The organism is Mesorhizobium huakuii (genome assembly GCF_030160235.1).
Lineage (GTDB): Bacteria > Pseudomonadota > Alphaproteobacteria > Rhizobiales > Rhizobiaceae > Mesorhizobium > Mesorhizobium huakuii.
Genome location: NZ_BSNY01000055.1, coordinates 74,678 through 99,616, shown reverse-complemented (window position 1 = coordinate 99,616; position 24,939 = coordinate 74,678). Strand labels below are relative to the sequence as shown.

The following is a 24,939-nucleotide window of genomic DNA, read 5'->3' as shown; positions in this document are numbered from 1 at the left end:
TTTAACTCTTTGTTTTATGCATGTCGTTCTCCCAAAACCGAGGTCACTTTTGGGCGACATGCATCAGCGTTCCTTGACGTAGGGCACGCCGCCGGCGCGCGGCGGGATGGCCTTGCCGATGAAGCCGGCGAGCAGGATGACGGTGAGGATATAGGGCAGCGCCTGCATGAACTGCACCGGCACCTTGCCGATGATCGGCAGCGGTGATCCCTGCAGGCGGATCGCCGCCGCGTCGAGGAAGCCGAACAGCAGGCAGGCGAACATGGCGTTGACCGGCTTCCATTTGGCGAAGATCAGTGCCGCCAGCGCGATATAGCCCTTGCCGGCGGTCATGTCCTTCACGAAGCCGCCATTCTGCACCATCGACAGATAGGCGCCGGCGACGCCGGTGAGAATGCCGGTGCAGATCAGGGCCCGGTAGCGCAGCCAGGCGACCGAAATGCCCGCGGTGTCGACAGCGGCCGGGTTCTCGCCGACGGCGCGCAATCTGAGGCCAAAGCGGGTGCGGAACAGCACCCACCACGTGAACGGCACCATCAGGAAGGCGAGGTAGACCAGCAGCGAATGGCCCGATATCAGTTCCGCATAGATCGGCCCGATGATCGGCACGTCCCTGACCGCCTCGGCGCCGGGCCAGACAATCGCGTCGAACCGCTCGCCCGGCTGGAGCGCCGGCGTGCGCCCGCCCTGCTGGAACCAGGCCTGACCGAGGATGATGGTCGATCCGGCGGCGATGAAATTGATCGCCACGCCGGAAACGATCTGGTTGCCGCGGTGGGTGATCGAGGCAAAGCCGTGCACCATGGCGAAGGCGACCGAAATCAGGATCGCCATGCCGAGGCCGATAAAGGCCGAATGGAACACGGAAGCAGCGGCGGCGCCGGCGAAGGCGCCGACCAGCATCTTGCCTTCCAGCCCGATGTCGAAGATGCCGGAACGCTCGGAAAAGAGGCCGGCGAGGCAGGCGAGCAACAATGGCACCGACAGGCGGATGGTCGAGTCCAGTATCTGCACGATGGCGATAAAGACATCCATCTCAGGCGCCCTTTCCCTTGACCGCTTCCATGCCCACCGACCTCGGACTGAACGAGGCGAACAGCGCCTGGATGTAAGGCCTGAACATGTGTTCGAGCGCGCCGGCGAACAGGATCACCAGGCCCTGGATGATGACGATCATGTCGCGGCTGATCGCCGGCATTTCGAAGGCAAGTTCGGCGCCGCCCTGATAGAGCATGCCGAACAGGACCGCCGCCAGCACGATGCCGACCGGATGCAGGCGCCCCATCAGCGCCACGGCGATGCCGACGAAGCCGGCGCCGGAGACGAAGTCGATCGCGACATTGTGCTGGTCGCCCATCACCGGATTGAGCGCCATCATGCCGGCCAGCGCGCCCGAGATCATCATCGCGGTGATGATGATGCGGGTTTCCGAAATGCCGGCATAGCGCGCCGCCTTGGGGCTATGGCCATAGGTGCGCATCTCATAGCCGAGCTTGGTGCGCCAGATCAGCAGCCAGACCAGGAAGGCCATGAGCAGCGCCAGCAGGAAGGTGACGTTGAGCGGCGCCGAGCGGATCTTGGCGCCGAACAGTTCGATGATCCAGTTGAGTTTCGGCAGCTCGGCGCCGGCAAGGAAGTTGCGGGTCTGCGGTGCCTGCGACCCCGCCGGCTTCAGCGGTCCGACCAGCAGATAGACCATGATCGAGGCGGCGATGAAGTTAAACATGATGGTGGTGATGACGATGTGCGAGCCGCGCTTGGCCTGCAGATAGGCGGGGATCAGCGCCCACAAAGCACCCACAAGCGCCGAAGCGACGATGGCCATCGGAAATGTCAGCCACCAGGGCAGCACGCTGTCGAACGACAGGCAGACGATGGCGATGCCCAAGCCCGCAATATAGGCCTGTCCCTCGGTACCGATGTTGAACAGGCCGCAATGCGCCGCCACCGCCACCGAAAGCCCGGTGAAGATGAAGGTGGTGGCATAGAAGAGGGTGAAGGCGATGCCGGTCCCCTTGCCGAAGGCGCCCTCGACCAGGATGACGGCGGCGCGGAACGGGTTCTCGCCGACCAGGAGCACGACGAAGCCGGCGACGATGAAGGCCACTGCCAGGTTGATCAGCGGGATCAGCCCATAGTCGGCCCAGGCCGGCAGTTTGGCGTATGGCGTGCTCAAAGTGCTGCCTCCTGGCGCTCGACGCCCGCCATCAGCAGGCCAAGCTCGCCCTCGGTCGCTTCCGGACCGCGCTCCCCGACGATGCGGCCGGCAAACATCACCAGGATGCGGTCGGAGAGCGAGCGGATCTCGTCGAGCTCGACCGAGACCACCAGCACGGCCTTGCCCTGGTCGCGCATGGCGATCAGGCGCTTGTGGATGAATTCGATGGCGCCGACATCGACGCCGCGCGTCGGCTGGCCGACGATCAGCACGCCTGGATCCTGCTCCATCTCCCGCGCCAGAACGATCTTCTGCTGGTTGCCGCCGGAGAAGTTCGCCGTCTTCAGGCGCGGATTGCCGGGCCGGATATCGTATTTCTCGATCTTGTCCTTGGCGTCGGCCATGATGGCATCGACGTTGAGGAATGGCCCTTTGAGATAGCGGGGGTCGTCGTGATAGCCGAGGATGGAATTCTCGTTCTCCTCGAAGGCCAGCACCAGCCCGACATGGTGCCGGTCCTCCGGCACGTGCGCCAGCCCTCGGTCGCGCAATTCGCCGGGATCGGCGGCACCCGTCAGGTCGATCGGCTTGCCGTCGAGCATGACCGAGCCTGAAACGGCATGCCTGATGCCGGAAATCGCCTCGAGAAGTTCGGATTGGCCGTTGCCGGCGACGCCAGCAATGCCGACGATCTCGCCGGCGCGCAGGTCGAAAGAGATGTCGTCGACCATGGTGACGCCGCGCGAATCCTTCACCGTCAGGTTCTTGACCGCGAGCTTGACGGCGCCGGCTTCCGCTTCGCCCTTTTCGACCCTCAGAAGCACCCGGCGCCCGACCATCAGTTCGGCCAGTTCGCCCACCGTCGTCTTGCTGGTTTCGCGCGTCGCCACCATCGTGCCCTGGCGCATGACCGAGACATTGTCGGTGATGGCCATGATCTCGCGCAGCTTGTGGGTGATCAGCACCACCGTCTTACCCTGTTCCTTCAATTGCTTGAGGATGCGGAAGAGGTGGTCGGCCTCGGCCGGCGTCAAGACGCCCGTCGGCTCGTCGAGAATGAGGATCTCGGCGCCGCGATAGAGCGCCTTGAGGATTTCGACGCGCTGCTGCAGGCCGACCGGCAGTTCCTCGATGATGGCGTCGGGGTCGACTTCGAGCCCATACTCCCTTTCGAGGCGGTCGAGTTCGGAGCGTGCCTTGGCGATGCTGCTTTTCAAGAGCGCATCGCTTTCGGCGCCGAGAATGATGTTTTCCAGCACCGAGAAATTGTCGACCAGCATGAAATGCTGGTGCACCATGCCGATGCCGAGCGCGATCGCGTCATTGGGGGTCTTGATCGATGCCGGCTTGCCGCCGACGCGGATTTCGCCGCTGTCGGCCTGGTAGAAGCCGTAGAGGATCGACATCAGCGTCGACTTGCCGGCGCCGTTCTCGCCGACGATACCGTGGATGGTGCCGCGCGCGATCTCCAGATTGATGTCGCGGTTTGCGCGCACGGCGCCAAAACTCTTGTTGATGCCGATCAGTTCGATTGCGGCTTGCGCCATGCAGCCAGTCCCACTCTTATTTTTTTATCGCTTGGTCAAAATGCCTAGCATGACGCCCCGTCCGTGCCAATTGGCCGGAGCAGTATCCACTCTCGGCAAATCCCGGTGCGCTTGTCAATTTCCAACGTGTCCGCAGGCTTCATATTCGCTAATATGGCGACGTCGAAATCGCATCACGACGCAAGGCATTGTGGTGCAAGTTCAGGGACTGCGAATGATCATGCCCGCCGACCGGCTGACGACGCTGGAAATCCGCGCCGCCGAGCAGGAAAGGACCATCGAGGAACTGTCGGGACAGATCGCCGAGCAGTGGACGGTGATCGAGCGCATGCAGCGCAAGCTCGACGCGCTGACCGATCGCTTCCTGGCGCTGGAGGAGCAGGCGGCGCCCGACGTGCCGGTGACCAAGCCGCCGCATTGGTGAGGACGAGGGGAGGGTACAAGCCATGGTCGGTGAAAGGGATCGTATCGCGCGAGCCGGCGACTACGTGCTCGGCCTGATGAACGATACCGATCGCGAACGGGCCGAGCGCGATCTGGAGATAGACCCTGCCTTCCGTGACGCGGTGCTGCAGCTTGCCGAACGCATGCATATTTTCGACCGCGCCGAGAAACCTGCCTTGCCTGCCAATCATTGGGCGCTGGTTACGCAACGCCTCGCCGAATTGCCACAGATGCGCAGCGTTGGGCTCGGCAATGATGCCAAACCGCGAACCGTGATCCGAAGCCTGTCCCGGTCACCATACGGCGTTGGCGTGCATTCACTTGGCGGCCGGCGCGGCGCCGTCATCGCTATCGTGCTGATCGCGGTGTTCGCGCTCGGCTATTTCGTCGGAAAACTATAGGCCAACGCAAAACCGCCGGGTTTTCACCCGGCGGTTCGCAAATCGGTGTCTGCCGATCAATAGGGGCAGGCGTTGTCGGTCGTGTAGTCGTGCACCTGGATCTTGCCGGCGATGATGTCGGCCTTGGCCTTTTCCACGGCAGCCTTCATCTCGTCGGTCACCAGCGCCTTGTTGTTGTCGTCCATGGCGTAGTCGACGCCGCCTTCCTTGAGGCCGAGATTCTCGACGCCACCCTTGAAGGTGCCGTTCTTTCCATCCATGAAGGCGGTGTAGACGGCAACGTCGACGCGCTTCATCATCGAGGTCAGCACCTTGCCGGGCTGCAGGCCGTTCTGGTTGGAATCGACGCCGATGCCGAGCTTGCCGGCATCAGCCGCCGCCTGCAGCACGCCGACGCCGGTGCCGCCGGCCGCGGCGTAGACCACGTCGGAGCCCTGGTCGATCTGCGTCTTGGCGATTTCGCCGCCCTTGGCCGGATCGTTCCAGGCAGCCGGCGTGTCGCCGGTCATGTTCTGGATGACGTCGGTCGCGCCGGCCGACTTGGCACCGCCGACATAGCCGCATTCGAACTTGCGGATGAGCGGGATGTCCATGCCGCCGATGAAGGAGACCTTCTTCGACTTCGATGCCATCGCGGCCATGATGCCGACGAGGTAGGAGCCTTCATTCTCCTTGAACACCAGCGAGCGGACATTGGGCAGGTCGACGGCGTCGTCGATGATGGCGAAGTTGAGATCGGGATATTCGGCCGCGACCTTCTTCAGCGCATCCTCCCAGGCGAAGCCGGCCATGACGATCGGGTTGTGGCCGTCCTCGGCGAAGCGGCGCAGCGCCTGCTCGCGCTGCGAGGCGTTGGACACTTCGAACTCGACATAGGGCGTGCCGGTCTCGGTCTTGAACTTCTCGGCGCCATGGAAGGCAGCCTCGTTGAAGGATTTGTCGAACTTGCCGCCCAGATCATAGAGGATGGCCGGCTGGACATCCGCGGCGAAAGCCGGAAGAACCATTGCGGTTGCGGCCAGGAGGCCGAGAACGATACGTTTCATGTGATCCACACCCTGTCGGTTATTTTTTCCGTTACGCCCCGCCTGCCTGCCCGGTTCTGCGGCAGGCATGCGACGTCAGCCAGGAGTGTATTCCCCTCCCGCTCGGCGGCAATCTGGCACGGCCCGAAACAAAATTCACGCGGAATTTTGACCTTTTGGAAAAGCGTGCCAGGGGCAGCCCGCGCCGCAGCTCGATCTTTGCCGAGCGGCCTTTGCCGATCAGTTGGCGGCGAATTGGCCGGTGCGCCGCTGGCGCCTGTAGCCGATGGCGTAGAGCAGGAAGGCCAGCACCGCGAACACGGCAAATCCCGGCTGGTCGAGCACCCGAGCGATGACGCCATCCCACAAAAGCGGACTGGCCTTGGCGCGGACAAAGGTTTCGAAGGCCGCCCGCGTGTCCGGCGAGACCGCCAGCCAGCTGGCGTTGAGCGGGGTCAGCACAAGCGCCGAAGCCGCCACCGTGCGCGTCGTGTCGATCACCGCCATGATGACGGAGACCGACAGCGCGACCATCGCGGCAAGGCGGAAAATGAAGCGAAACATCCAGGTTCTCCCCCGGCCGATCCTGGTGCTTTCCCAAGGAATCTCCGGCACGTGTCCCGAAACGAGAAATAGAATTTGTCTGGCCCGCCCGCAACCGCGATACGCGAATTTGAAGGCCCGCGCTTCTCCGTCCCTATGCCACAGGCTTGCGCCTGCGCCGATGGACGAGCCAGATGGCGAGAATGCCGCCGGCAATGGCGCCGACCACCAGCCCGGCCAGGCCGATGAAGGCGGCGAAATAGCCGCAGCCGCCCTCGAAGCAGCTCACCTCGGCGACATCGGCGATCACCGAGCCGGCGAAGAAGCCGACCAGGGCACCGATGATGGCGCCGAGAATGATGCCGAGCAAGGCGGCAATGATGGAAACGAAGACCGGCGGCGCTTCGGTTTGCTGCCTGGCGTAGGCGGTCCCGGCGCCGGAACCGGGGCGCAGCAGGTAGATGCAAAGCAGGCCGATGCCGATCTCGATGGCGGTGATGCCGAGGCTCCTGGCGGAGAAGACGAATTCCGGCACGGTCAGCACATAGGCCTGTCTCGCCAGCACCCAGACGATGGTGGCGATCTGCCAGATGGTGAAATGGTGGGGGAAACGCACTGAACGGCCAAAGGCGAGGCCGAGCAGATAAAGCCCCCACAGGATGGTGATGACATTGGCGACGAGCCCGCCAACGAGGAAATAGAAGATCTTGTCGGGCAGGCCGGAATTGCCGACCAGCCACCATGCCGACGCCAGGCCATAGACCGACCACACCATGACGAAGATGAGCCAGCCCACCGGGACGTAAAAAAGGTCGCCGCCCGGGCGGCCCGCCGGCGCCTGCCCTTTGTCCGGTTGTTCGCTGCTCGATGTCATGTCCGGACTATGCCCCCGCAAAGCCTCTGCCTCACTCGACAGGCGGCCGGCGGCGAAGTCAAGCGCGGCGGCTCTTGCGGCCTTGCCTGTGCACATCATTCGGCGCCGGCGCCCCCGGAAACCGGTGCGGCGACCGCATCGCGAACCGCCATGTGGCCGGCAAAGCGAATAGAGTGCCGTTATGGCTTGGCATTCGGCGCGGGATCGACTAGATGAGCCCCGCGCCTGTTGCTTCGACGGCTCAGGTGCCGGGGAAGGATGTCCGCTGGTTGGGCGGCGTCCATGGCGCGGACACTCCGCGCCGCGCCCCCAAGGAGATGCATCTCCCCAACCCGCGCGGCGAAACCGGCTGGCGCGAAGGCAAGGACGGAGAGGTGGCCGAGTGGTTGAAGGCGCACGCCTGGAAAGTGTGTTTACGGGAGACCGTAACGCGGGTTCGAATCCCGCTCTCTCCGCCAGCGTTCCAATCGCTGATTGATCTCGGTGTCAGCCACAAGCGATCCAAGGGTCTGCGACCTAGAGGGTACCCCCAAGGCCTTAAGGGGAACGATCCGCTACGTTATGAGTTAGCACTTCATGATGTACACCCTGGAGCATAACGGGCGCGGTGCGATGGCCGATCTCATGATCTTGGAACTGGCCAAGGCCAGACAGCGAGTCAAGCGGGCGGAGGTCACCCTCAGGCGCGCCAAGGAAATGCTGGACGAAGATTGCGGGGTGGGAATCAATATTGCGCTCTGCGGCAGGATAAGAGCCGCTCAGCGGCGTGTCATCGAGGCCAGAGAGCGCCTGACGAAGATCGATCCACTCGCGAACTCCAATTCTACATGATTTGGTCTACATGATTTGGGATTCGTTCGGCTCAGGAGTAGCGCCGTGTGCGCCACGGTCGGCGCAGTCACTGAGATTGTGATCTTCTCCATACTGGTTGTCGTCACCGTCTTCCGCCTCCACAATTCCCGCTCCAGCACCGCAGTAACCATGCCGAAGTAAGCGCGGCGACCAGTAAGCGCTGCGCATTGTGCACGGCCTTTTGCTCGACAAGTCTTCGCAGGGCCAATGATTGTTCGGTTGGCGGATGGTGGCGAGCGCTTGTGCCGGCTCCGGGCAAGGTTGCATAGTCCAACAACGCGACTCAGCGCGCTGTGCGCATCGGCTCGGAGCAATCGTGGTTGGACTTTATGACATCTGGCCCGCTTTTGTGGTCGTCGCGCTGCTTTGGCCGCTTGCGGGCATGCCGCTGTTTCAGCGGGTAGGTTTCGGATCGAACTCCTCCAGGGTGCGGGCAATAGACGGAATGCGAGGCTATCTGGCGCTTGCCGTCGTGCTTCACCACGCCGTCATCTACCATGAAATGCTGGTGACCGGCGCATGGAAGTATCCGCCATCGGCTTTCTATGGCCCGCTGGGACAGGTGGGCGTATCCTTGTTCTTCATCATCTCGGCCTATCTGTTCTGGGGGAAACTGCTGTCGGCAAAGTCCCCCGTGGATTTTCCGACGCTGTTGCTCAAGCGGGCTTTCAGGATCGGGCCTCTCTATGTTGTGGCCGTCGGCACGGCGATGGCTTTGGAGGTCGCCGATGGCGCGATCGACTATTCGGCCTTCGCGACTTACGAGCGGGCATTTTTCAATCTGCTGTTCGGTGTCTTCGGCTACGTTCCGCTTTCGAGTTCCCGCATCTGCGTATTGGCCTGCGTAACCTGGACCTTGCCCTATGAATGGCTGTTCTATTTCAGCCTGCCGATCGCGGCGATATTCAGCCGGCATCCGGTGGCCCGCATAGGCTTGCCAGTCGTTCTCCTGGCTTTTTCAATTCTCATGTCAGTGAACGGAGGCAGCCCCGCCTACGGCTATCTGGGACTTTTCGCGGGCGGAATGTTGTGCGCAACGCTTGAAGCACACGGCCTGCTGGTGAAATGGCATCGGCACGCCTTGTCCGCCGTCGCCCTGGCGATGCTGGTGGGTATCTTCGTCATCTATAAGACCGCCTATGCGCCGGGGCCGATGCTGCTGTGTATTGCCACCTTCTTCCTGGTCGTGACGGGCGCTGATTTCTTCGGTCTGCTGACGGCCTCCCGCTCAGTGCGGCTGGGTGAGATCAGCTTTGGCATCTATCTCTTGCAAGGGCTTGCCTTCGTCTCGACATTCTCCATCGCGCCCCTGCGGGCCTTCGCCATGGACAACGCCGCCCAATATTGGCTCGTGATGTTGATTGCGATGGTGCTTCTGGTCCTCATGGCGCTGGTCGCGCATCTTGTGGTCGAAAAGCCGGGCGTCTCGCTGGGAAACCGTCTTGCGGCAGTTCTTCGCCTGTCGACGCAGCGCGAGGTGCGTGAGACGACAGCCGCTGACGCAGGGCAGCCCTGGCGCATCCGGGACGTTTCACAAGACAGTCTGCAGGCCGCGCATAACGCCCAGGAGCGATGATTCCCTGGCCATTTGACCGCCCAGCCTGATTGGCCTGGGCTGGCGTGAACGATGGGTTGTGCGGGCATGGCGATCAGAGCACGACCGCCGCATTTCATATGAAAGCTCCCGGCCTGGAACCTCTTGGCCCGCAGCGCGTTTCACGGCGTCCCGTCCGTGGACCAGCCCGGATATTTCTCCTGGCGCTGCTTATAATCAGGAGCCTGCTTCATGCACGACAAGCTGTTTCATTCACCGGTCGCAGTGACCGTGGGCCTCGGCTTCAAGCGCGAGATTGCCTCGCTGGCCGAAATGCACGATTTCCTGACCGATTGGACGACCTCGCGCCGTGGTCCCCTTTACCGCAATGCCGTCGAGGCGTGTGGCCTTGCGCTGGAAGGCTGTATCACCAGGGACGAGGCGCGCCATGCGCTGGTCGAATTCGCACAAGCAACCGGCATCCTCTGGCCCGAGATCGAGCCGGTCATCGTGGCGCGCGCCGTCGCGCGCGGCTATGGCGGCTACGCCGCCTGAGTTTGAGGCCACCTCCCGGCGTGACGACTAACGCCGCCACCACCGAAAGCCCGGCTTGGCCTTCCCGAGCCGGGCTTCGCTTTATTGCAAGACGATCACAAGGATCGCCTTTGTCCACCAATGATGTTTGCCCAGCGGTGTAGGCGATCAACCTTTCGAATGCGCGCGCCGACGCGTCGGCTTGGGCCTCGTCGGATCGGGCTCTTGCGATGACTGCGCTGCGAGGCGCAGCTCTCTCAGCCTGGCTGTTTTTTCCTCGCGGGCCGCCCGCTCGGCATCGATCACGATCTGCGATTCACGCTTGGCGCGCTCATCGCGCTGGGTGTCGACTTTTGCACGGACCATGTGCTGCTAACTCCATTACGAGCCGGCGTTGGTTTGGAACAAATCGCCGCCTCCACCATCTTCCGGCCCCGCATGGTGCAGCGTTGCCGCAGGGGCGGCGATTACAAATGATGGTTGGAAAACTTTTGTCATCGATGTTCCGGGATAGAGAGATGTCAGTCACACCAGCCTGATGAGACAACGAGCGATGCCTCGAATACCTGGTGTCCGTCCTCGTCGCGTACCTTGACGGTGATGGCGGTATGGTCGTTTTCGATGATCTCGTCGCGGACGATGTCGGGCAGAATACGGATCGCTTCGCGCCTTAGGCGTTCGCGCGTCTCGAAGACCTGGCCGTCATCATCGACCGTCAGACCGTCGCCATTGTAGAGGTCAAGATAATATCGAGGCATGATGGGCTGAACCTCAGACTGATGAAATGGCGAGATGTTCAACCGACAATTCGCGGACCAGCCAGTTGTTCCATCAGAGGCGGCATTTGCGGTGGAACAAGCAGCCCTAACAAATGTTAATGCCTGTCAGCGGCGAAAGGCTTAGTGCAGCCGAAGCCGCCTTTGCTTCCGACAGAACAAGATGGCGATCGGCTGCCGAAGCCCTTTCGCCGGAGATTGCGGTGCTTGAATCCCTCTATCTGAACCTGGGGCAGCATGACGCGCTGTCAGACGCCGAGAAGGCGCTGCTAGCCGGCGCCATGACCTTCGAGAGGCATTTCGCCACCGGCCAGGACATCGTCGCATCGGGGTCGCGGCCGACCTATTCGACGCTGATCCTCGACGGGCTGGCGGCGCGCTACAAGGTGCTGGAGAATGGCGGCCGGCAGTTCACCTCTTTGCAGGTGTCCGGCGATTTCGTCGATCTCCACGCTTTCCTGCTCAAGACCATGGATCACGGCATCGTCGCTCTGTCGCCCTGTCATGTCATGTTCGCGGACCATAGCCGGCTTCGCACGATCACCGAGCAGGCGCCGCACCTGACCCGGCTGTTGTGGCTGGACACGCTGGTCGACGGCGCCATCCACCGCGAGTGGATCGTCGCCATGGGGCGGCGCTCCAAGACCTCGCATCTGGCCCACCTCGTCTGTGAGCTCTTCGTGCGGCTGCAGGTGGTGCAGCGGACCAACGGCATGAGCTTTCACCTGCCGCTCTCGCAGGCTGAACTGGCCGATGTGCTCGGCCTGTCGGTGGTGCACATGAACCGGGTTATCGGCGCCTTGCGCAAGGTCGGAGTCGTCAACTGGGCAAACCACACCGTGACCATCCTGGATTGGCACCGGCTGCAGGAAATCGCCGAGTTCGATCCCACCTATCTCAGCATGATGCGGGAGCCGCGCTAAGGTATATCGATATTCAGTTGAGGTCGGGCTGCAAACGATAGCTTTCTGCGCTTCCAGTGCTCACGTACTTAAGTACGCTCCGCTCCGGTTCTCGAAAGCCATCGTTTTCGCCGCGACCTGACCTGAATCTCGACACACCTTGGGCCGATCAGTGCGCCCTCCGATCTTGCAGATTTATGCTGCTTCGGCTGCTACGTTGACCGCCGACTCCGCGATCTTGGTCAGGGCCTCGTCCGTGGCCTTCTCTTCCTTCAGCGTTGCTTCGAGAAGCGTCACGGCTTCGTTCAGGCCGAGTTCGCCGGCCCACGTCCTCAGCGTGCCATAGCGTGAGATCTCGTAGTGCTCGACCGCCTGCGCGGCGGCCAGCAGACCGGCATCGAGCGCGGGAGATCCCTTGTACTCGTCCATGATCTCGGCGCCCTCTTCGGTGATACCCATGATGGCCGCACAGGTCTTGCCGACCGGCTTCTTGCCTATCACGCCGAAGACTTTCTCCAGTCTCGCGACGTGGCCCTCGGTCTCGGTGCGGTGCTTTTCGAAGGCGGCCTTCAGCTCGGCGCTTTGCGCGGCCTTGGCCATTTTCGGCAGTGTCGCCAATATCTTCTTTTCGGCGAAATAGATGTCCTTCAGCGTGTCATGAAACAGGTCGTCGAGCATTTTCTGCTTTGCCATCGTCATATCCTCTGATGCGTGAACCCTCAAGCCGACAATCTCCCGCAGGATGATTCGTTCCATCCACGCCGCATAGCGCGGTCGAGCGGTCCAACCCGACAAATCCTCATCGGGACGCCATCTCCCCCGACCCCGACGGGCCGGCAAAAACCTTTATAAAATTCCTATTTCTTTCCGCCCCGCGCCGTCTCGAACCTTTATGGCGATCGGGTCCATATTCCGCATGAGAAAAACGTCGGACGCCGCCAATCGGAATGCGGCGCGCCGTTTTCACGTAATTGCAGGTCTGCTCCGGCAGATGCCGATTAGAAAAATCAAGCAAGGAACAAGCACAATGGACATCATTGTTCTCGGGATAGGGGTTTTGTTTTTTGCCCTATCCTTGGCCTACGTCAAAGCCTGCGACAGAATTTGAGCTGAAGGATCGAGCCATGCTTTTCGATTACATCCTCGGCGGCGGCGTGACCTTGTTCCTGCTCGCCTACCTCACATACGCCCTCGTTCGTCCAGAACGCTTCTGAAGGCACGGAAAGCCACAGCCATGACACTGAACGGTTGGATACAGATCCTTGTCTTCTGCGGGATCATCGTTTTGCTGACGAAGCCGCTTGGCTTCTACATGCACCGCGTCTTCAACGGCGATCGCACGCTGCTTTCACCGATCTTCGGCCCGCTCGAGCGCGGGCTCTACCGCATTTGCGGCACCAGCGAACGCGAGGAACAGCACTGGACCGCCTATGCGGTGGCTTTGCTGCTCTTCAACCTTGCCGGGTTCCTGGTGCTTTATGGCCTGCAGCGCCTGCAGGGCAGTCTGCCCTACAATCCCGCCGGCATGGGCGCGGTCGACCCGGCGCTCGCCTTCAACACCGCCGCCAGTTTCGTGACGAACACCAACTGGCAGAACTACGGCGGCGAAAGCACGATGTCCTATCTCCTGCAGATGGCCGGGCTGACTGTCCAGAATTTCGTTTCGGCGGCCACCGGCATTGCCATCGCCATCGCACTGATCCGCGGCTTTGCCCGCGCCTCGGGCAAATCGATCGGCAATTTCTGGGTCGATATGACCCGCTGCACGCTCTACGTGCTCCTGCCGCTCTGCATCGTGCTCACCCTGGTCTATGTCTGGCTCGGCATACCGCAGACGATTGGGCCTTACGTCGACGCCACCACGCTGGAAGGCGCCAAGCAGACCATCGCGCTTGGCCCGGTCGCCTCGCAGGTCGCCATCAAGATGCTTGGCACCAATGGCGGCGGCTTCTTCAATGCCAATGCCGCGCATCCGTTCGAAAATCCCGACGCCATCTCGAACCTGATCCAGATGGTGACGATCTTCGCGCTGGGTGCTGCGCTGACCAACGTCTTCGGCCGCATGGTCGGAAACCAGCGCCAGGGCTGGGCGATCCTGGCGTCGATGGGCGTGCTGTTCATCGCCGGCGTCGCCGTCTGCTACTGGGCGGAGGCCGTGGGCAATCCGCTGGTCCATGCGCTGGGCATCGACGGCGGCAATATGGAAGGCAAGGAAACTCGCTTCGGCATCGCCCTGTCGGCGCTGTTCGCGGTCATCACGACGGCCGCTTCCTGTGGTGCCGTCAACGCCATGCATGACAGTTTCACCGCGCTCGGCGGCATGATCCCGCTCATCAACATGCAGCTTGGCGAGGTCATCGTCGGCGGCGTCGGCGCCGGCTTCTACGGCATCCTGATGTTCATCGTCGTTGCCGTCTTCGTCGCCGGCCTGATGGTTGGCCGCACGCCCGAATATCTCGGCAAGAAGATCGAGGCCAAGGAGGTCAAGATGGCGATGCTGGCCATCCTGTGCCTGCCGCTCGCCATGCTGATCTTCACGGCGATCGCCGTTGTCCTGCCGAGCGCCGTGGCCTCGATGGCCAATGGCGGTCCGCACGGCTTCTCCGAGGTGCTCTATGCCTACACTTCGGCGGCGGCGAACAACGGTTCAGCCTTTGGCGGCCTCAGCGGCAACACGCCCTGGTACAACATCACCATCGGCATCGGCATGTTGATGGGCCGCTTCCTGGTCATCATCCCGGCGCTCGCCATCGCTGGCTCGCTGGCGGCGAAGAAGACCGTTCCGGCTTCGGCCGGCACCTTCCCAACCGATGGGCCGCTGTTCGTCGGGCTGCTGATCGGCGTCATCGTCATCGTCGGCGGTCTCACCTTCTTCCCGGCGCTCGCCGTCGGGCCGATCATCGAGCACCTGGCGATGATCCATGGGCAAACCTTCTGAGGCGACCATGCCCTTGTTCAGCAGCAAGCGTCGCAAGACCCGGCCGCCGGCCGGCAGCGAGGGGGAGGCAAAGCCTCCTCCCTTCCCGACCGTGTCTACGTTCCTGGGCATTGCGGCCGTCATGATCGTGATCTGGCTGCTGGTCTATGGCCCACCCTTTTCGGCATCCAATCACCCGGTGCCGCCCAACAACACTGAAGCCGGAGCTTCAAAATGAGCCAGTTAAAATCAACCGCGATCATGGATGCCCGCATCCTGTGGCCCGCCATTGGCGGTGCCTTCCGCAAACTCGACCCGCGCACGCTGGCCCGCAACCCGGTGATGTTCGTTGTCGCCATCGTCTCGGCGCTGACGACGGTGCTGTTCGTCAGGGACCTCATCACCGGCGGCGGCGACCTGCGCTTCACATTGCAGATCATCATCTGGCTGTGGTTCACGGTGCTGTTCGCCAATTTCGCCGAGGCCGTCGCCGAGGGGCGCGGCAAGGCGCAGGCGGATTCGCTGCGCAAGGCGCGCACCGAGACCCAGGCCAAGCTCCTGGCCGGCGAGGACAGGAGCAAGTTCAAGCTGGTGCCCGGCACCAGCCTGAAGGTCGGCGACATCGTCCTGGTCGAAGCCGGCGACATCATCCCGTCCGACGGCGAGGTGGTGGAGGGTGTGGCCTCGGTCAACGAGGCGGCCATAACAGGCGAATCCGCGCCGGTGATCCGCGAATCCGGCGGCGACCGCTCGGCGGTGACCGGCGGCACGCAGGTGCTGTCCGACTGGATCCGCGTGCGCATCACCGCCGCCGCCGGCCACACTTTCCTCGACCGCATGATCTCCCTGGTCGAAGGCGCCGAGCGCCAGAAGACGCCGAACGAGATCGCGCTCAACATCCTGCTGGTCGGCATGACGCTGATCTTCGTGCTGGCCACGGCCACCATCCCGAGCTTTGCGTCCTATTCCGGCGGCTACATCTCGGTGACCGTGCTCGTCGCCCTGTTCGTCACCCTGATCCCGACCACCATCGGCGCGCTGCTGTCGGCCATCGGCATCGCCGGCATGGACCGCCTGGTGCGCTTCAATGTGCTGGCCATGTCGGGCCGTGCCGTCGAGGCCGCCGGTGACGTCGACACGCTGCTGCTCGACAAGACCGGCACGATCACGCTCGGCAACCGCCAGGCGACCGAGTTCCGCCCGGTCAAGGGCGTCACCGAACAGGAACTGGCCGACGCGGCCCAGCTCGCTTCGCTCGCCGACGAAACGCCGGAGGGCCGTTCGATCGTCGTGCTGGCCAAGGAGAAATACGGCATCCGTGCCCGCGACATGGCGACATTGCACGCCACCTTCGTACCCTTCACCGCGCAGACCCGCATGAGCGGCGTCGACATTGACGGTTCCTCGGTGCGCAAGGGCGCGGTCGATTCCGTGCTCGCCCATGTCAACCAGACGACCGTGGCCAGCCACGCGACACGGCCGAACAGCGACTCGGTTCGGGATCTGCAGGCGATCGCCGACGAGGTCGCCAAGTCCGGCGGCACGCCGCTGGCGGTGGAGCGCGACGGGCGGCTGCTCGGCATCGTCCACCTCAAGGACATCGTCAAGGGCGGCATCCGCGAGCGTTTTGCCGAGCTGCGCAAGATGGGCATCCGCACGGTGATGATCACCGGCGACAATCCGATGACGGCGGCGGCCATCGCGGCGGAAGCCGGCGTCGACGATTTCCTGGCCCAGGCCACGCCCGAGGACAAGCTCAAGCTGATCCGCGACGAGCAGGCCAAGGGCAAGCTGGTCGCCATGTGCGGCGACGGCACCAACGATGCGCCGGCGCTCGCGCAGGCCGATGTCGGCGTCGCCATGAACACCGGCACGGTCGCCGCGCGCGAAGCCGGCAACATGGTCGATCTCGACAGCGACCCGACCAAGCTCATCGAGATCGTCGAGATCGGCAAGGCGCTGCTGATGACGCGCGGCTCGCTGACCACCTTCTCGATCGCCAACGACGTGGCCAAGTATTTCGCCATCATCCCGGCCATGTTCGCCGTCTTCTACGTCGCGCCGGGCCAGACCACCGGTCCGCTGCAGGCGCTCAACATCATGCATCTGGCGACGCCGCAGAGCGCCATCCTGTCGGCCATCATCTTCAACGCGCTCATCATCATCGCGCTGATCCCGCTGTCGCTGCGCGGCGTCAAATACCGGGCGATCGGCGCCGGTGCGCTGCTCAGCCGCAACCTTCTCGTCTACGGCCTGGGTGGCATCATCGTGCCGTTCGTCGGCATCAAGATAATCGACATGGCCGTCACGGCCCTTGGCCTTGCATAAGGATCATTCCGATGCTCAAGCAAATCAGACCCGCGATCGTCATGATCGTCTTCTTCACCGTGCTGACCGGCCTGGTCTATCCGCTGGGCATGACCGGCATAGCGCAGGCGCTGTTCCCGCGTCAGGCCAATGGCAGCCTGATCGAGAAGGACGGCAAGGTCATCGGCTCCGAGTTGATCGGCCAGGCCTTCGCCAGCGACAAGTATTTCCACGGCCGGCCTTCGGCGGCGGGCAATGGTTACGACGCCGCGGCCTCCGGCGGCAGCAATCTCGGCCCGACCAACCTCAAGCTGATCGACCGCATCAAAGGCGACGCCGAGAAGCTGAAGGCGGAGAATCCGAACCAGCCTGTGCCGATGGACCTGGTGACGACGTCGGGCAGCGGCCTTGATCCGCAGATCAGCCCGGAAGCCGCCTATTTCCAGGTTCCGCGCGTCGCCAGGGCAAGGGGCATCGACGAAGCCAAGGTCAAGGCGCTTGTCGACGGCCAGGTCGAGAGCAGGGAACTCGGCTTCATGGGAGAGCCTGTTGTCAACGTGCTGGCGCTCAACCTGGCGCTGGACGCCGCCAAATAGGTGATGGCGAGGGCCGGGGATCGACAGCATCCCCGGACCTCTCCATGATCGATCCTGATGCCGGACGACAGAAGCAACGAAAACCGACCTTCCCCCGACGCGCTGCTCGAGCATGCCGAGCGGGAGGGACGCGGCCGTCTGCGGATATTCCTCGGCGCCGCCCCCGGTGTCGGCAAGACGTACGAAATGCTGATGTCGGGCCGAGCCAGGCTGGCCGACGGCATCGATGTGGTGATCGGCGTTGTCGAGACGCATGGCCGCCGGGAAACCCAGGCGCTGGTCGAGGGCTACGAAGTCATCCCCCGCCGCAAGGTCGACTACAAAGGACGCGCCCTCGACGAGATGGACATCGACGCCATCCTCGCCCGGCGCCCCGCATTGGTTCTCGTCGACGAACTTGCCCACACCAACGCGCCCGGCAGCCGCCATCCCAAGCGCTATCTCGACGTCCAGGAGATCCTGGCGCGCGGCATCGACGTCTACACGACGCTCAACATCCAGCATGTCGAAAGCTTGAACGACGTCGTCGCGCAGATCACGCGGGTCAGGGTGCGCGAGACGGTTCCCGATTCCATCATCGACCAGGCCGACGATGTCGAGATCATCGACCTGACGCCCGACGACCTGATCAAGCGGCTGGAAGAGGGAAAGGTCTATTTCCCCAACACGGCGCAGCGCGCCATCGAGAACTATTTCTCGTCGGGCAATCTGACGGCGCTGCGCGAACTGGCGCTGCGCCGCACCGCCCAGCGGGTCGACGAGCAATTGCTCAATCACATGCAGTCGCATGCCATCCAGGGCCCGTGGGCGGCCGGAGAGAGAGTGCTCGTCTGCGTCGACGCGCGTCCGGGCGGTGCGGCCCGCATCCGCTACGCGCGCAGGCTGGCCGACCGGCTTCGCGCGCCATGGACGGCGCTGCATGTCGATACGCCGCGCTCGGCCGGCATGTCCGAGGAAGACAAGGACCGGCTCGCCACGCTGATGCGCCTTGCCGAGCAGCTCGGCGCCGAGGTGACGACCATTCCCGGCCAGAATGTCGCGCAGGACATCGTGCGCCATGCAACGGCGAACAATTTCACCCATATCGTGGTCGGCCGGCCGACCCGGTCGCGCTGGCGCGAACTGATCGAGGGCTCGCTCACCTATGATTTGATCCGCAATGCCGGCGATATCAGCGTCCACGTCATTTCGGGGACCGAGCGGGATGCCGAGGCGACCTCCAGAAGGGTCAAGGCAGCGGCCGAGCAGAAGCAATTCCAGATCTGGCCCTACCTGCTCGCCACCACCTATGTCGCGGGTTCATTGGCCGTCAGCGCCGTCCTCGACCAGTTTCTCGACGTCCGCAATCTGGCGATCGTCTTCCTCCTAGCGGTGCTGACATCGGCGGTGGCCGGCGGTCTTTGGCCGGCGCTCTATGCATGCTTCCTCAGCGCCCTTGCCTTCAACTATTTCTTCCTCGAGCCGCGCTACACGCTGACGATCCGGGATCCCGAGAGCATCGTGGCGCTCGCCGTCTTCCTTGCCGTGGCGGTGATCGCCAGCAATCTCGCCGCGCGCATGCAGCGCCAGGCCGTCGCCGCCCGCTCGCGGGCACGGGCCACCGAGGATATCTACCTCTTCTCCAAGAAGCTCGCCGGCGCCGGCACACTCGACGACGTGCTGTGGGCCACCGCCTTCCAGATCGCCTCGATGCTGAAGCTGCGCGTCGTGCTGCTGCTGCCCGAAGACGGCACCATCACCGTCAAGGCAGGCTATCCGCCGGACGACACGCTGGCCGAGGCCGACATCGCTGCAGCCCGCTGGGCCTGGGAACACAACCGCGCCGCCGGGCGCGGCGCCGACACGCTGCCTGGCGCCAAGCGTCTTTATCTGCCTTTGCGGACCGGGCGCACCGCGATCGGTGTCGTCGGCCTCGACAATGACAAGCAGGGCCCGCTGCTGACGCCCGAGCAGCAGCGCCTGCTCGACGCGCTGGCCGACCAGGCGGCGGTGGCGATCGAACGCATCCAATTGGTCGCCGATGTCGACCGCGCCAAGCTCGCGGCCGAAGCCGACCGGCTGCGCTCTGCCCTGCTGACCTCGATTTCGCATGATCTGAAAACGCCGCTCTCGGCGATCATGGGAGCGGCCGGCACGCTCAAGGAATTCGCGCCGGATCTGCCCGAGCAGGACCGTGCGGAGCTGCTGTCGACGGTGATCGACGAATCGGAACGGCTGAACCGCTTCATCGCCAATCTGCTCGACATGACCAAGATCGAGTCCGGGGCAATGGAGCCGAACTATGCCTTGCACTATGTCGGCGATATTGTCGGCACGGCGCTCAACCGCGCCCGCAAGATCACCAGCGAACACAAGATCGAGGTCGATATTCCGCCCGAATTGCCGATGCTGAAGCTCGATCCCGTGCTGTTCGAGCAGGTTCTGTTCAACCTTCTCGACAATGCGTCGAAATATTCGCCGTCCGGCTCGACGATCCGCGTGCAGGGATGGGCCGACAATGGATCCGTCATCGTGCAGATCATGGATGAAGGGCCGGGCATTCCGGCGCATGATTTGGAACGTGTGTTCGACACGTTTTACCGGGTGCGCAAGGGCGATCAGGTGCGCGCCGGCACGGGCCTTGGCCTGTCGATCTGCCGCGGTTTTGTCGAATCGATGGGCGGCACCATCTCGGCCGCCAACCGGACCGACCGCCCAGGGGCCGCGTTCACCATCAGGATGCCGGTGCCGACTGAAGCGCCCGATGTCGGCAATCGCGGCGAGACCAGCTTGGATCGGCCTGCATGACAAATTCGAATGTCAGGATACTGGTCGTCGATGACGAGCCGCCGATCCGCAAGCTGCTTCGTGTCGGCCTCGGCAGCCAGGGCTATGCGATCAGCGAGGCGCCGAACGCCAAGGTGGCGATCGAGCTGATGGACCAGGAAAAGCCGGATTTGGTGCTGCTCGACCTCGGCCTGCCGGGCATGGGCGGCCATGAGCTCCTGCGCAAATGGCGTGACGAGGGTCTCGACATTCCCGTCGTCATCCTCTCCAGCCGCACCGACGAGGCCGGCATCGTCAATGCGCTCGAACTCGGCGCCGACGATTATGTCACCAAGCCGTTCGGCATGAACGAACTGGTGGCGCGCATCCGCGTCGCGTTGCGGCACAAGTTCCAGCAGCAGGGCGAGAAGCCTGTCTTCCAGAGCGGCGATCTCAGCGTCGACCTGGTCAAGCGCATCGTCAAGGTCGAGGGCAAGGAGATAAAACTCTCGCCGAAGGAATACGACATATTGCGCATCCTGGTGCAGCATGCCGGCAAGGTGCTGACCCACCATTTCATCCTGAAGCAGATCTGGGATGATTCGACCGACGTGCAGTATCTCCGGGTCTATGTCAGGCAGCTCCGGCAGAAGATCGAGAAGATCCCCGATCAGCCGCGCTACATCACCACCGAGACTGGTGTCGGCTATCGGCTGCGTGTTGATTGACACAGCTCAAATTGAACCTGTGTCAGCCGATGGCTTCCAGCGGCCGGTTTGCGGCCGCCGACGTTCGCAAGGCGGCGAGACAGCCGAGGATGCCAAGCGGGACGAAGGCAAGGAACAGCCAGCTCGCGACATTGGCCGCGGCGTCGTGGTTCAAGCCTTGCGAAAAGCCGCTGGCATTGGCGACGATGCCGGCAAGGGCCGCCCCCACGGCGTAGCCGATGCGCTGCATGGTCGGCACCGCGGCGGAAGCAATGGTCTGCTCGTCAACCGGGGCGGAGGCGACGATGACGCGGGTCAGGAACGGCCAGGCAATGCCGAAGCCGCCGCCCTGCAACAAGGCGCAAATAAGGATCAGCGGGATGGAGCCCAGGGGTATCGTATAGGCAAAGCCGGCGATGCCCGCCGCGATCATCAGCGCGCCGGTGACAATGATCAGCCGTTCACGCTGCTGCGGCGCGTTGGCGACGAGGATCGACAGGATCGACCAGGCGATCGATTCGGCGGCGATGATGTAGCCGGTGGTCAAAAGCGGAATGTCGTGCAGGCTGGTCAAAAGCAGCGGCCCATAGACGCCGAAGGAGCAGGTCGCGACGGAAAAGGCGGCGACCATGGTCATGCCGGCACCGACCGGCGTGCGCCACGAAAACAGCCGCGCCGGGAACAGCCGCGAGCGCGGCTTCAGCGCGTCGATGGTGAAGAACAGCGCGAGCCCGGCGAGGCCCAGAACGATCAGCAGCGAAGAGCGCAGCAGGGCGATGTCGACGCCGGCCGAGGCGATCAGCACCACGGCGACGGCAAGGCAGGCAAGGGCGGCGAAGGGGAAAGGCGGGGCCTTACCGGCGCTCGTGCTGGGTTTCTTCGCCTCCGGCGTGTTCAGCACCAGGAAGCTTGCCAGCGCCATGGCGGTGCCGCCGAGGGTGAAGACACCGAAGGCCCAGCGCCACGACAGGAATTCGGTCATGATCGCGCCCAGCAAAGGGCCGCTGAACGCCGCGACACCCCAGATCGCCGACATGATGCCGAAGAGCTGCGGCCAGATGGCCCGCGAAAACAGCCGCTCGACCGAAACGAAGGCCAGCGATACCAGCGCGCCGCCGCCCAGCCCCTCGATCAGCCGGCCGGCGAGGAACAACTGCATGGAAGGCGAGGTGGCGCAGATCAGCGCTCCTGCGGCGTAAAGCAGGGCCGCGACCACCATATTGGTGCGCAGCGCCACATAGCTCACCAGCCGCCCGGCGGCGGCACCGGCGACGATGGCGCCGAGCTCGTAGATCGCCAATGACCAGCCGACGAGTTGCACCCCGGCCAGTTCGCCGACCATGGCCGGCATGACGGTTGCCACCATCGTCTCGTTGGTGGCGTGCAGCAGGATGCCGAGGCTGATGAAGCAGAAGCGCGCCAGGTCGCCGCTCGCCCACAATGCGGGCCAGTCGACCCTGTTTGTGCTGATTTCAGTCATGTCTACCCTTTTGCATATCTCGATGCCAGCGCACGGCACCAGAAGCCAGCAAGGCTTTCCGGCAGGACCATACGCATCAGGACTGCGCGCCTCATAGACGCGCTGTCCCCGTCTGGGCAGGCTTGTAGGACCTCAACCGCGGTTGAGCTCAAGCGGTTCGTTTCGGTGGACCATCGCAACGGTCGAGATTGGCCGAAGCCTCTCAACTTCGTCATCCCTGGGCGAAGCAGGAGCAAAGCTCCGTCGCGGAGAGCCTGGGATCCATTCCGTGACCTTGGTCGTGGAGTGCAGCGGTGCAGAATTCTGGACTGTGGCGGCGCGCAGTCCCCGGCATGGATCCCTTGGTGAGCGAGCACCTTCGTCTTGCGATCAATTCTCGGTGCTGCGCAGCTGGAACTGGCTGACGCCGATGGCGAGATTGATGCCGGTCTGCGTCTGCAGGCTGAGCGGCTGGAGGGTGAAGGCCTGCGAGGAGCCGCCGACCAGGAGATTGGCGCCTGCGCCGACGACCGCCGTCACCTCGGCGCTGGCGCCGATATAGTCGCCTGCCAGCGCACCCGGCGCGTAGATGTTCTTCAGTGGCGTCAGCACCAGCCAGCCCATCACCGCCTGTTTTGTCGTGCCGATGTCGAGGCCGTATTTGTTGACGGCGCCGAAATAGGCCTCCGGCGCGAAGCTCTTGTCGGTCGGGGTGAACGTGCAGCTCAGATCCTTGGTCGAGCCGAGGATGAAGCCGGTGCCGCCGCCTATGGCGCATTCAAGGGTACCGAGTTCGATGCCTCGGTCCTGCGCCTGCGTCTGTGTCGCGCCGAGCACGAGTGCGATCACGGCAGCGGCGATGGCTGTCTTCGGCATGGCGGTCCCCCCCAAAATCAAAACGGCGCGGAACCATCCTATATGGTTCCGCGCCGCAAGGTAGAGAGGAGCGCGTGGCTCCGTTCGATCACTTGAGCGAATGGATCAGCTGAAGCGAGGTCACGGCCACGGCGAGGTTGACGCCGGTCTGCGCCTGGACGCTGAGTGGCTCCAGCATGAAGGCGCCGTCGAAGCCGCCGACCAGCAGGTTGGCGCCACCGCCGGTGACGACGCTCGCCTCGGCGTTGACGCCATAATAGCTGCCGGCAAGGTCGCCCGCATCGCGGTCACGGGTCGCGGCAAGAACCGCCCAGACAAGCTGGCCCTGATGCGTCTGGCCCAGATCGACACCGATCTTGGAGATGACGCCGGTGTAAATCTCCGACGGGCCGTGGTGGTAGGGACGGAAGACGCAGGACACGCCCTTGTTGGAGGCGACAATGTAGGCGGTGCCGCCGTCGATGGTGCAGTCGAGCGTGCCGAGCTGCAGCTTTCCGGCGCTGGCCGGAGCGGCAGCGAACACGGTCGTTGCAAGGGCAGCGGCGCAGACGAGTTTCTTGATCATGGGAGGGTCCTTTCGCAAATCGCTTGGAATAACGGCTTGAGTGACCAGACCGTTCCGCCGAAAACTTGGCGCGAACAAGGCAAGGATTGACGGCTTAATGCGGGGGTTAACGCGCGGTTGCCGGATCGGCGGCGATCTTCAGCCCTGCGTGTCCTTTCGGACACGCAGACGTCCCCACAATGCTTAGCCGGATCTGCTAAAGCCGATATCAGCTGACGCGGGCGAGGCCGTCCTTGGCCGGCTGGTAGCTGGGGTTGAGGCGGACGGCTTCCTTATAGGATTTCGCCGCCTTTGCCTTGTCGCCGCGCCGCTCGTAGATGAGCGCCTGGTTGGCCCAGGCCTCGGCGTTCTGGCCGTCGAGCTTGATGGCCATGTTGAAGTCGGAGAAGGCGTTGTCCTCGTCGCCCGTCGCCAGATAGGAAAGGCCCCGGCCGTTATAGGGCTCGGCCGCATCCGGTGCCAGCGAGATGGCGGTCGAGAAATCCTCGATGGCGAATTTGTGCTGGCCCTGGCTTTGGTAGATCAGGCCGCGATTGTGGTAGGCGCGGGCGTCCGTCGTGTCGAGCTGGATCGCCTTCTGGAAGTCGTTGAAGGCGTCCTGGGTGCGGCCCGCTTTGCGGTAGAGATTGCCGCGGCCGATATAGGCGGCGTCATAATTGCCGTTGATCTGGATCGACTTGTTGTAGTCGTCGAGCGCGGCCGCCTGATTGCCGAGGAAGCGCTGGATGAGCGCGCGGTTGGAATAGGCCTGGTAGAAATTCGGATTGAGCTGGATGGCCTGGTTGAAGTCCTTGAGCGCCGCCTGATACTGGCCGCCGCGGCCATAGGCCGAGCCGCGCACATTGTAGCCTTCGGGATCCTGCGGATTGCGCTGGATGACCGCCGACAGCGAGGAGATGTTCTCGCTCGACCCCTGCGCCTTGTCGATGTTGTTGAACTCGCCGGTCGGGCCCGACGTCTGGCAGCCGGCCAGCACCAATCCGGAAAGCAGGGCTGCCGTCAGGGCGAAACCACGCAATGCGGTCCCGCGCTCCACGCTCATTGCGTTCATGTCTGCCCTGTCCTCACTTCAAGCCGCGTCGCTCAGGTCCGGATCCCCCCTCCGGGCCGGGTCACAATCAAAATAAAAAGGTGGCGGCGATTCCGCATCGCGCCACCTTGGTATCCTTCGAAAAGG

26 protein-coding genes and 1 tRNA gene are annotated in these 24,939 nt (G+C 63.4%); 14 read left to right on the top strand and 13 right to left on the bottom strand.

Going from position 1 to position 24,939, the window contains the following annotated elements:
* Positions 1 to 63: 63 nt before the first annotated feature.
* From QQK95_RS29060 to QQK95_RS29050, 3 genes are read right to left on the bottom strand one after another with little or no spacing between them, the layout of a single operon-like run.
* Positions 64 to 1,035: an ABC transporter permease gene (locus tag QQK95_RS29060; RefSeq protein ID WP_010911455.1), complete on the bottom strand. Its 972-nt coding sequence runs from the start codon at positions 1,033 to 1,035 to the stop codon at positions 64 to 66.
* Between the two features lies 1 nt (position 1,036).
* Positions 1,037 to 2,176 carry an ABC transporter permease gene (locus QQK95_RS29055; RefSeq protein WP_019861158.1) on the bottom strand — a complete coding sequence of 380 codons (1,140 nt, stop codon included), beginning with the start codon at positions 2,174 to 2,176 and terminating at the stop codon, positions 1,037 to 1,039.
* Complete coding sequence (locus QQK95_RS29050) at positions 2,173 to 3,705, bottom strand: ABC transporter ATP-binding protein (protein WP_284277836.1); 1,533 nt, start codon at positions 3,703 to 3,705, stop codon at positions 2,173 to 2,175. Before QQK95_RS29050 ends, QQK95_RS29055 begins: the two co-directional genes overlap by 4 nt.
* A gap of 217 nt (positions 3,706 to 3,922) precedes the next feature.
* Here QQK95_RS29050 and QQK95_RS29045 point away from each other — a divergent pair, with 217 nt between their 5' ends.
* Both QQK95_RS29045 and QQK95_RS29040 read left to right on the top strand, forming a co-directional pair.
* Positions 3,923 to 4,129 (top strand): SlyX family protein, encoded by a 207-nt coding sequence (locus QQK95_RS29045; protein ID WP_169627215.1) that lies wholly within the window; start codon positions 3,923 to 3,925, stop codon positions 4,127 to 4,129.
* Positions 4,130 to 4,151: 22 nt separating this feature from the next.
* Positions 4,152 to 4,550 carry a hypothetical protein gene (locus QQK95_RS29040; protein WP_284277835.1) on the top strand — a complete coding sequence of 133 codons (399 nt, stop codon included), beginning with the start codon at positions 4,152 to 4,154 and terminating at the stop codon, positions 4,548 to 4,550.
* A gap of 56 nt (positions 4,551 to 4,606) precedes the next feature.
* Here QQK95_RS29040 and QQK95_RS29035 read toward each other — a convergent pair whose 3' ends face one another.
* The 3 genes from QQK95_RS29035 to QQK95_RS29025 form a co-directional block, all read right to left on the bottom strand.
* Positions 4,607 to 5,596: a BMP family lipoprotein gene (locus QQK95_RS29035; RefSeq protein WP_010911449.1), complete on the bottom strand. Its 990-nt coding sequence runs from the start codon at positions 5,594 to 5,596 to the stop codon at positions 4,607 to 4,609.
* 219 nt (positions 5,597 to 5,815) lie between these two features.
* Positions 5,816 to 6,139 carry a hypothetical protein gene (locus QQK95_RS29030; protein WP_038649588.1) on the bottom strand — a complete coding sequence of 108 codons (324 nt, stop codon included), beginning with the start codon at positions 6,137 to 6,139 and terminating at the stop codon, positions 5,816 to 5,818.
* A gap of 133 nt (positions 6,140 to 6,272) precedes the next feature.
* Entirely contained in the window at positions 6,273 to 6,992 is a 720-nt protein-coding gene (locus tag QQK95_RS29025) for a hypothetical protein (RefSeq protein ID WP_284277834.1), read from the bottom strand.
* Positions 6,993 to 7,360: 368 nt separating this feature from the next.
* Here QQK95_RS29025 and QQK95_RS29020 point away from each other — a divergent pair.
* From QQK95_RS29020 to QQK95_RS29005, 4 genes are all read left to right on the top strand, one after another.
* Positions 7,361 to 7,450, top strand: a tRNA-Ser gene (locus tag QQK95_RS29020).
* A gap of 118 nt (positions 7,451 to 7,568) precedes the next feature.
* On the top strand, positions 7,569 to 7,823 hold the full coding sequence (locus tag QQK95_RS29015; RefSeq protein ID WP_038649551.1) for a hypothetical protein: 255 nt from the start codon (positions 7,569 to 7,571) through the stop codon (positions 7,821 to 7,823).
* Positions 7,824 to 8,160: 337 nt separating this feature from the next.
* The gene (locus tag QQK95_RS29010) at positions 8,161 to 9,420 is read left to right on the top strand and encodes an acyltransferase family protein (protein ID WP_284277833.1); all 1,260 of its coding nucleotides are present in this window, start codon (positions 8,161 to 8,163) and stop codon (positions 9,418 to 9,420) included.
* Positions 9,421 to 9,630: 210 nt separating this feature from the next.
* Positions 9,631 to 9,933: a DUF982 domain-containing protein gene (locus tag QQK95_RS29005; protein ID WP_038649545.1), complete on the top strand. Its 303-nt coding sequence runs from the start codon at positions 9,631 to 9,633 to the stop codon at positions 9,931 to 9,933.
* Positions 9,934 to 10,080: 147 nt separating this feature from the next.
* On the opposite strand, the gene QQK95_RS29000 is transcribed toward QQK95_RS29005, so the two are convergent.
* On the bottom strand, positions 10,081 to 10,278 hold the full coding sequence (locus tag QQK95_RS29000) for a hypothetical protein (protein WP_038649543.1): 198 nt from the start codon (positions 10,276 to 10,278) through the stop codon (positions 10,081 to 10,083).
* Positions 10,279 to 10,433: 155 nt separating this feature from the next.
* A complete protein-coding gene (locus tag QQK95_RS28995) occupies positions 10,434 to 10,670 on the bottom strand; it encodes a DUF6894 family protein (RefSeq protein WP_019861147.1) in 237 nt (78 codons plus the stop codon).
* A gap of 221 nt (positions 10,671 to 10,891) precedes the next feature.
* On the opposite strand from QQK95_RS28995, the gene QQK95_RS28990 reads away from it, so the two are divergent.
* Complete coding sequence (locus QQK95_RS28990; protein WP_027047391.1) at positions 10,892 to 11,611, top strand: Crp/Fnr family transcriptional regulator; 720 nt, start codon at positions 10,892 to 10,894, stop codon at positions 11,609 to 11,611.
* A gap of 174 nt (positions 11,612 to 11,785) precedes the next feature.
* On the opposite strand, the gene QQK95_RS28985 is transcribed toward QQK95_RS28990, so the two are convergent.
* Positions 11,786 to 12,283: a YciE/YciF ferroxidase family protein gene (locus QQK95_RS28985; RefSeq protein ID WP_027047390.1), complete on the bottom strand. Its 498-nt coding sequence runs from the start codon at positions 12,281 to 12,283 to the stop codon at positions 11,786 to 11,788.
* Between the two features lie 431 nt (positions 12,284 to 12,714).
* Here QQK95_RS28985 and kdpF point away from each other — a divergent pair, with 431 nt between their 5' ends.
* The 7 genes from kdpF to QQK95_RS28950 are packed head-to-tail and all read left to right on the top strand — an operon-like array spanning position 12,715 to position 20,883.
* Positions 12,715 to 12,804, top strand: a complete 90-nt coding sequence (gene kdpF / locus QQK95_RS28980; RefSeq protein ID WP_019861144.1) for a K(+)-transporting ATPase subunit F — start codon at positions 12,715 to 12,717, stop codon at positions 12,802 to 12,804.
* A gap of 20 nt (positions 12,805 to 12,824) precedes the next feature.
* Complete coding sequence (kdpA, locus tag QQK95_RS28975) at positions 12,825 to 14,528, top strand: potassium-transporting ATPase subunit KdpA (protein WP_202361680.1); 1,704 nt, start codon at positions 12,825 to 12,827, stop codon at positions 14,526 to 14,528.
* Positions 14,512 to 14,745, top strand: a complete 234-nt coding sequence (locus QQK95_RS28970; RefSeq protein ID WP_081295879.1) for a hypothetical protein — start codon at positions 14,512 to 14,514, stop codon at positions 14,743 to 14,745. Before kdpA ends, QQK95_RS28970 begins: the two co-directional genes overlap by 17 nt.
* Positions 14,742 to 16,835, top strand: a complete 2,094-nt coding sequence (gene kdpB / locus QQK95_RS28965; RefSeq protein WP_019861141.1) for a potassium-transporting ATPase subunit KdpB — start codon at positions 14,742 to 14,744, stop codon at positions 16,833 to 16,835. Before QQK95_RS28970 ends, kdpB begins: the two co-directional genes overlap by 4 nt.
* 11 nt (positions 16,836 to 16,846) lie before the next feature.
* On the top strand, positions 16,847 to 17,410 hold the full coding sequence (gene kdpC, locus QQK95_RS28960; RefSeq protein ID WP_202361682.1) for a potassium-transporting ATPase subunit KdpC: 564 nt from the start codon (positions 16,847 to 16,849) through the stop codon (positions 17,408 to 17,410).
* 57 nt (positions 17,411 to 17,467) lie between these two features.
* On the top strand, positions 17,468 to 20,197 hold the full coding sequence (locus QQK95_RS28955; RefSeq protein ID WP_069093112.1) for a sensor histidine kinase: 2,730 nt from the start codon (positions 17,468 to 17,470) through the stop codon (positions 20,195 to 20,197).
* On the top strand, positions 20,194 to 20,883 hold the full coding sequence (locus QQK95_RS28950) for a response regulator transcription factor (protein WP_284277826.1): 690 nt from the start codon (positions 20,194 to 20,196) through the stop codon (positions 20,881 to 20,883). Before QQK95_RS28955 ends, QQK95_RS28950 begins: the two co-directional genes overlap by 4 nt.
* Positions 20,884 to 20,905: 22 nt before the next feature.
* Here the strand turns inward: QQK95_RS28950 and QQK95_RS28945 are convergent, their stop codons facing one another.
* From QQK95_RS28945 to QQK95_RS28930, 4 genes are all read right to left on the bottom strand, one after another.
* On the bottom strand, positions 20,906 to 22,342 hold the full coding sequence (locus QQK95_RS28945; protein WP_284277825.1) for an MFS transporter: 1,437 nt from the start codon (positions 22,340 to 22,342) through the stop codon (positions 20,906 to 20,908).
* A gap of 369 nt (positions 22,343 to 22,711) precedes the next feature.
* Complete coding sequence (locus QQK95_RS28940) at positions 22,712 to 23,197, bottom strand: DUF992 domain-containing protein (protein WP_284277824.1); 486 nt, start codon at positions 23,195 to 23,197, stop codon at positions 22,712 to 22,714.
* Positions 23,198 to 23,285: 88 nt separating this feature from the next.
* On the bottom strand, positions 23,286 to 23,762 hold the full coding sequence (locus QQK95_RS28935) for a DUF992 domain-containing protein (protein ID WP_019861134.1): 477 nt from the start codon (positions 23,760 to 23,762) through the stop codon (positions 23,286 to 23,288).
* A 208-nt stretch (positions 23,763 to 23,970) separates the two neighbouring features.
* Positions 23,971 to 24,813, bottom strand: coding sequence for a tetratricopeptide repeat protein (locus QQK95_RS28930; protein WP_019861133.1), 843 nt, complete (start codon positions 24,811 to 24,813; stop codon positions 23,971 to 23,973).
* Between the last annotated feature and the right edge of the window lie 126 nt (positions 24,814 to 24,939).